The 6,183-nt window shown below is 58.5% G+C and carries 5 protein-coding genes; 3 read left to right on the top strand and 2 right to left on the bottom strand.

From position 1 onward, the window contains the following. Nucleotides 1-61: 61 nt before the first annotated feature. From JWR14_RS07280 to JWR14_RS07290, 3 genes are all read left to right on the top strand, one after another. Nucleotides 62-1,735 (top strand): MlaD family protein, encoded by a 1,674-nt coding sequence (locus JWR14_RS07280; RefSeq protein WP_299703748.1) that lies wholly within the window; start codon nt 62-64, stop codon nt 1,733-1,735. Then, a complete protein-coding gene (locus tag JWR14_RS07285) occupies nt 1,732-2,448 on the top strand; it encodes a PqiC family protein (RefSeq protein WP_299703751.1) in 717 nt (238 codons plus the stop codon). The genes JWR14_RS07280 and JWR14_RS07285 overlap by 4 nt, the downstream gene beginning before the upstream one ends. Nucleotides 2,449-2,678: 230 nt before the next feature. Then, nucleotides 2,679-3,299 (top strand): glutathione S-transferase C-terminal domain-containing protein, encoded by a 621-nt coding sequence (locus JWR14_RS07290; protein ID WP_299703754.1) that lies wholly within the window; start codon nt 2,679-2,681, stop codon nt 3,297-3,299. A gap of 93 nt (nt 3,300-3,392) precedes the next feature. On the opposite strand, the gene JWR14_RS07295 is transcribed toward JWR14_RS07290, so the two are convergent. Both JWR14_RS07295 and JWR14_RS07300 read right to left on the bottom strand, forming a co-directional pair. Beyond that, the gene (locus JWR14_RS07295) at nt 3,393-4,418 is read right to left on the bottom strand and encodes an alpha/beta hydrolase fold domain-containing protein (RefSeq protein ID WP_299703757.1); all 1,026 of its coding nucleotides are present in this window, start codon (nt 4,416-4,418) and stop codon (nt 3,393-3,395) included. Between the two features lie 709 nt (nt 4,419-5,127). Then, entirely contained in the window at nt 5,128-5,703 is a 576-nt protein-coding gene (locus JWR14_RS07300; protein ID WP_299703760.1) for a TetR/AcrR family transcriptional regulator, read from the bottom strand. Between the last annotated feature and the right edge of the window lie 480 nt (nt 5,704-6,183).

Raw genomic sequence — 6,183 nt, forward strand, 5'->3', positions numbered from 1 at the left:
GCCTCCATGCAATTCGACCCGCGACTGATGTGGGATCACATCGAACCTTCAGGAAAGAAACATGACTAGCCCGCAAGGTCCTTCGAACAACACCGTCAAAGGCCCGAACGAGCCGTCGCGAAACGCGGGCGGCGGTGGTGGCTTGCCGCCCAATCTCCCTGAGCCGGTCATCGAGCCGCGCAGCCGCTGGATACCATCGCTCGTCTGGGTGATTCCGCTGATCGCCGCACTGATCGGCATTGCGCTGGTGGTGAAATCGGTGTCGGGACGCGGACCGACAATTACTATCAGCTTCGTGAGCGCCGAAGGCCTGGAGACCGGCAAGACCAAGGTGAAATACAAGGACGTCGATGTCGGCACGGTCAAGGAGATCACGCTGTCGAAAGACCACTCGCGCGTGCTTGTGGACGTCCAGTTGACCAAGGTCGCCGAGGACTTCGCGGTGAAAGACACGCGCTTCTGGGTGGTGCGCCCACGCGTGGCCGCCAGCGGCGTGACCGGGCTCGGCACGTTGTTGTCGGGTGCGTATATCGGCGTGGATGCGGGGAAATCGAAAGAGGACGAAACGCATTTTGTCGGGCTCGAAACCCCGCCCGCGGTGACCGGCGATCAAAAAGGACGGCAGTTCACCTTGCGCGGTGAGTCGCTGGGTTCCATCGATATAGGCTCGCCTATCTATTACCGGCGCGTGCAGGTCGGGCAAGTTGTCGGTTTCTCGCTGGACAAGGACGGCACGGGCGTCACCATGCAGGTGTTCGTGAACGCGCCGTACGATCAATACGTTGGCACGAATTCGCGCTGGTGGCACGCAAGCGGCGTTGACCTGCGGCTGGATGCCAGCGGTTTCAAGCTGAACACGCAGTCGCTTGCGACCGTCGTGCTCGGGGGGATTGCCTTCCAGACACCGCCAAATCAGGAGCCCGGTCAGCAGGCGCCGGACAACATGACCTTCCGCCTTGGTTCGGACGAACAGGACGCCATGCGCGATCCGGACGGCCAGCCAATCCGCGTGGTCATGAATTTCAACCAGTCACTGCGAGGCTTGTCGGTGGGTGCGCCAATCGATTTCCGCGGCATCCTGCTTGGCAGCGTGACGGCCATCGGAATTGAATACGAGCCGAAATCGCGCAGCTTCCAGATGCCGGTGACCATGAATATCTATCCGGAACGGCTGGGTAAGCGCTTCAGGGACTCGGTGCCACGTCAGAACACCGTCGCCGGACAGGAACTGCTCCAGAAACTGGTGTCGAACGGTTTGCGCGGACAGTTGCGTACCGGCAACCTGTTGACCGGGCAGCTTTATATCGCGCTCGATGTCTTCCCGAAAGCGGCCAAGGCCACGGTGGACCCCACAGCTGATCCGCTCGAGTTGCCGACCGTGCCCAATACGCTCGACGAGTTGCAACTGCAGGTGGCGGATATCGCGAAGAAACTGGACAAGATCCCGTTCGACGACATTGGCAACAACCTGAACAGCGCGCTGAAGAACGCGAACGGCCTGTTTAACCAGCTCGGTACGCAGGTTGTGCCGGAAGCGCGCGACACGCTCACCGCCGCGCGGAAAACCTTCAACGAGGCGCAAAGCACGCTGCAGCAGGACTCGCCGCTGCAGTCGGATGTTCATCAGGCGTTGCAGGAACTCACGCGGACACTGCAATCGCTCAACGCGCTCTCCGATTATCTGGAACGTCATCCGGAATCGCTCGTGCGCGGGAAACCAGGAGATAAGCCATGAGCTTGGCCAGAATATTGAAGGCCGTCGGCGGGGTGTCGGCGATAGGTCTGGTCGCCGCGCTCGCCGCGTGCAGCAGTTCGCCGGCTAGCCGCTTTTATACGCTCGGCGGCAACGCGCCAGCGACGAGAACGGGAGCGCCCGCTTCGTTCTATCTGGAAGTGTCGCCAGTGGACATGCCGCCGCAAGTCGCGAAGAACCAGATGGTCGTGCAGGACGGCTCGGCGCAAGTCCGGGTGCTCGAGGACGAGCGCTGGGCGTCCCTTCCCGCCGACGAAGTCCGGCGCGCGCTGTCGGCGGATTTATCGCAACAGCTGGGCGCCATTGACGTTTACGGCACGCCGCATCCCGACGGCGTACCGGTGTATCGCGTGAAGGTGAATGTTCAGAGTTTTGAGTCGTCGCCGGGCCGGCGCGCGTTCATCGACGCCGTCTGGAGCGTGCGCGGCGTGAGCAATCAGGCTGTCCTGACGTGCCGGACGCAGGCCGAACAAACTGTCGATGCAGGATATGACGCGCTGGTGGCGGGGCATCGGCGAGCGGTCGATCAGCTCGCCAGCGAGATTTCCGCCGGGATTCGTACGGTGAGTTCGGTGCAGGTTCCTATGTCGGCTTCCGCTACGGCTGGCAAGGCCGGAAAAGTGCCGACTCGCGCGCCAGCGGTGCTTCCGTGTCCGCCCACCGCGATGTCCGCAAACGCCGCGCCGGCCCAGTGAGCATGGCTGACATGGTTTTGCGCACCGTCGCTGGACGACGCGGCGCATAAACTGAAGCATCTGTCATGGGCACAACCTCGGGCCCCGAGACTGCAACCCGGTTGCACCGAAAGGTGCACCGGTTTTTTGTCGCCCGACCACAACGCCGCCATCCCAAATTTACAGTCGGCGCGCGTCCGGGCGGTTAAGATCCATCTCCGTGACTACTCTTTGCAGAAACGACAACACAGATGATGAAACTGATCGGTTCGCTCAACAGCCCGTACGTCCGAAAGACGCGGATTGTGATGGCAGAAAAGAAAATCGACTGCGAACTGGTGCTCGAAAACGTCTGGGCATCCGATTCGAAAATCCATAGCTTCAATCCGCTCGGCAAAGTGCCGTGCCTGATTCTGGACGATGGCGAAGCCGTTTTCGATTCGCGCGTGATCTGCGAATACGTCGACACGCTCACGCCGGTCGGCAAACTGCTGCCGCAAGAACGCCGTGAGCGCACGGAAGTGCGATGCTGGGAAGCCCTCGCCGACGGCATGCTCGACGCGGCCGTCCTGATTCGCCTGGAAACCACCCAGCGCGAGGAAGGCCAACGCAATGAGGCGTGGGTGGCGCGCCAGCAGCGCAAGATTGACGATGGCCTGAAGGCCATGTCGAAAGGGCTCGCCGCCAAGAACTGGTGTTCGGCGAATCACTTCACGCTCGCCGATATCGCTTGCGGTTGCGCGCTCGGATATCTCGATTTCCGGATGCCCGACGTGAACTGGCGCGAGGAGTATCCCAATCTGGACAAGCATGTTCAGCGTTTGTCGCTGCGCCAGTCCTTCATCGATACCTTGCCGACTGACGCTTGTTGAGACGTCGGTCGCAGCTTTCGGGAATGATTGAAAAAGCCCCACGCGCGTGGGGCTTTTTCGTGCCGCGGCGGTTTGCCCGGCGTGCGTACCCGCTTATTTCGCCAGCGCCTTCTTCAGGACGGTATTCGCCTGATCGATCGCAGCACGCGTGGCCGGGGTATTGGCCAGCGCATTCAGCATCACGAAGTCGTGGATCGTGCCGGCATAACGCACCGCCGTCACCCGGACGCCAGCCTGAGAAAGCTTGCGCGCATACGCTTCGCCTTCATCCCGCAGCACGTCGTTTTCGTCAGTGATCACGAGCGCGGGCGGCAACCCCTTCAACTGATCAAGCGATGCGCGCAGCGGCGACGCCGTGATTTTTTCCCGATCGGCGGCGTTGGGCGCGTACGCATCCCAGAACCATTTCATCGCGTTTTTGGTGAGCCACGGGCCATCGGCGAATTCGTTGTACGAGCCGTCGTCGAAATTCGCATCGGTGACCGGGTAGAACAACACCTGGTAACGCAGCGCCGGGCCGCCCTGCTCCTTCGCCATCAACGTGACGGCCGCCGCCATATTGCCGCCGACGCTATCTCCCGCTACGGCCATACGCGTCGCATCGACGTTGAACTGCTTTGCATGCTCAGCCACGTAGCGCGTGGCGGCGTAGGCCTGTTGCACCGGAACGGGGAATTTCGTCTCCGGCGATCGATCGTAATCCACGAAGACCACCGCGGCCTGCGCACCGTTCGCGATCTCGCGGATCAGGCGGTCGTGCGTATTCTTGTCGCCCAGCACCCAACCGCCACCGTGGAAATACATGATCACGGGAAGCACGCCCTTAGCATGAGCGGGACGTACGATCCGGATCGCGATCTTGCCCGTCGGACCTGCCTCGATCACGCGGTCTTCAACCTGCGCGGCTTCCTTCGATACCGGCTGCGATTGAGCGCCGGCAAGGACGTTGCGGGCATCGGCGGGAGAAAGGGTGTAGATCGGCGGACCTTTTTGCGCCGTGAGCGCGTCGATAAACTGCTGCGTAGCGGGTTCGAGCACCGGAGCGGCTTGCGCGGCCGCGCTGGCTCCAAGCAATGCAGCAACAGCGGAGGCGATGGCGAAAGACTTGAGCTTGTACATGGTTCTATTCCTGTTAGTGAAAGTACGGTGGTTTAGGGCCCGATGCGAGAACCGGGTTGCTGCGGTTGAATAAGACGGCTACTGGCTGCCGGAGACATGCGACGCAACGGCTGAAACACGGAATGCTGAAAACGAAGTACAAAAAACAAAAAACAAAGGTCAAGATTTGAATCTACTCATAGATAGATAACTGAATAAGTGGGCGGACATTGGCGAACATTAGCTAACCTTTTTGCTAGCTCCTGCACTGGCTGCAACGGAGACGACAAAACTGACGCGAACGACCGCTTGCCAGCACCCGACAAGCGTTCAACCAATTAGCCGTGCCACTCCCAAACGCAGTCCAAGTCGGCCTGATCGGCTAAAAAGTAAACGGTCGCAGCCAATTCATCATTGATGCGTCATGCCGCCCCTTCTGAACAGGCTTCTTCAACACATTTTGATGACGGTAAAAATAACTTCCAAATAACTTAAGAACACATAAAATCGGCAATCAAAATCTACCTACTTGAAGATAGACGACTTGATAAATGCTAATTTTGCAACACGCAAATTCATTATTAACAATGATGCCGGCAGAGCGAACGCAAACGCGCTCTTTTGAACGCTCTGCGCTTCACCTGCCTCACTATTCGATCGCCCTTCGCGTCGGACTCAATTCTTTCGAATAACCCAGCGCCAAGTACTGCGTTTTCATTCACATCGTGAATTAACGTTTCACAGTTTGAGTGACTTCATCCAACCGCACCTTCGTGTGAAATAACCGGCAGGCCAGCAGGCTTCCCTGATACGCCGCGAACAACGCGCGCGCCGTCACGTCTGGCTTTCCGTTCACCCTAAGGGTTTGTTGCTTCTCGCCCTCGGCCAGCACTTTTGCCAGCCAGGTTTCGTTGGCTTTAAAAAATGCCTGGACCGCGTGGCGAACACCTTCGGGGAGCGATTCAATATCAGCGGCAAGCATTCCGCAAAGACAAACCTGATCGCCCTCACCCACGATTTTGCCGAACAGCTTTACATACCGGTCGAGCTTTTTCTCGGCGGAGGCAGAGCTATCGATGGCGTAAATAGACGACATCACGTCCGCGCTGTACGTATTCACCGCTTCGAGCACCAGATCTTCCTTCGACGGAAAATAATAGTGAATGCTCGAAGTCTTCACGCCAACCAGTGTCGACAGGTCCCGATAACTGAAACCGTTATAGCCGCGAGTCATCAGCAAAACCTGGGCGTGATCGAGCAATTGCTCGCGTACGGTATTTTTATCGGGGGTTTTGTCGGTATTCATTTCGGTTCTGGCTCACTACTTCCACAGGGTTTGTTGCGCTCGTGCTGCCTCGTTGGCAGAGTGACCGTCCAACCGGCTCACACCGACCCGCCGCGCAAATCTGAAGCACGTTGCTCGGTTCGTCTTGCGTCGTAGTTGCAATCCATATCGTCGCCGACGCATCCTTACCGGCTCATCGCCATCCATAGCGCTAATTTATCTACTAGAAGATAGATAGTCAAGCCCCTGATGGAACTTTTTGGGGACTTTTTTGGAGAGTTTCAGACACTTTTTTGGAGGTTTTCATTACATAGCCGCAATTTTTTCCTTCTGGACTGCTCAGAAGGCCCCCCAACCTTACCGGGTATGTACCGATTTTTTATGAATTACTGATTCGACCGTTTTTCCTGCAAGCTCTGCGCAAGAAAAAGCGGGCCGCAGCCCGCTCCCAACCAGCGCGATCATCCAAAGGAAGACTACCTTGCCGTGAGCAAGGCGGCT

The sequence above is a fragment of the Caballeronia sp. genome (assembly GCF_028292365.1).
Taxonomy (GTDB): domain Bacteria; phylum Pseudomonadota; class Gammaproteobacteria; order Burkholderiales; family Burkholderiaceae; genus Caballeronia.

Coding starts and splice junctions, on each gene's coding strand:
- JWR14_RS07280 (WP_299703748.1), top strand. CDS start 62: ATGACTAGCCCGCAAGGTCCTTCGAACAACACCGTCAAAGGCCCGAAC.
- JWR14_RS07285 (WP_299703751.1), top strand. CDS start 1,732: ATGAGCTTGGCCAGAATATTGAAGGCCGTCGGCGGGGTGTCGGCGATA.
- JWR14_RS07290 (WP_299703754.1), top strand. CDS start 2,679: ATGATGAAACTGATCGGTTCGCTCAACAGCCCGTACGTCCGAAAGACG.
- JWR14_RS07295 (WP_299703757.1), bottom strand. CDS start 4,418: ATGTACAAGCTCAAGTCTTTCGCCATCGCCTCCGCTGTTGCTGCATTG.
- JWR14_RS07300 (WP_299703760.1), bottom strand. CDS start 5,703: ATGAATACCGACAAAACCCCCGATAAAAATACCGTACGCGAGCAATTG.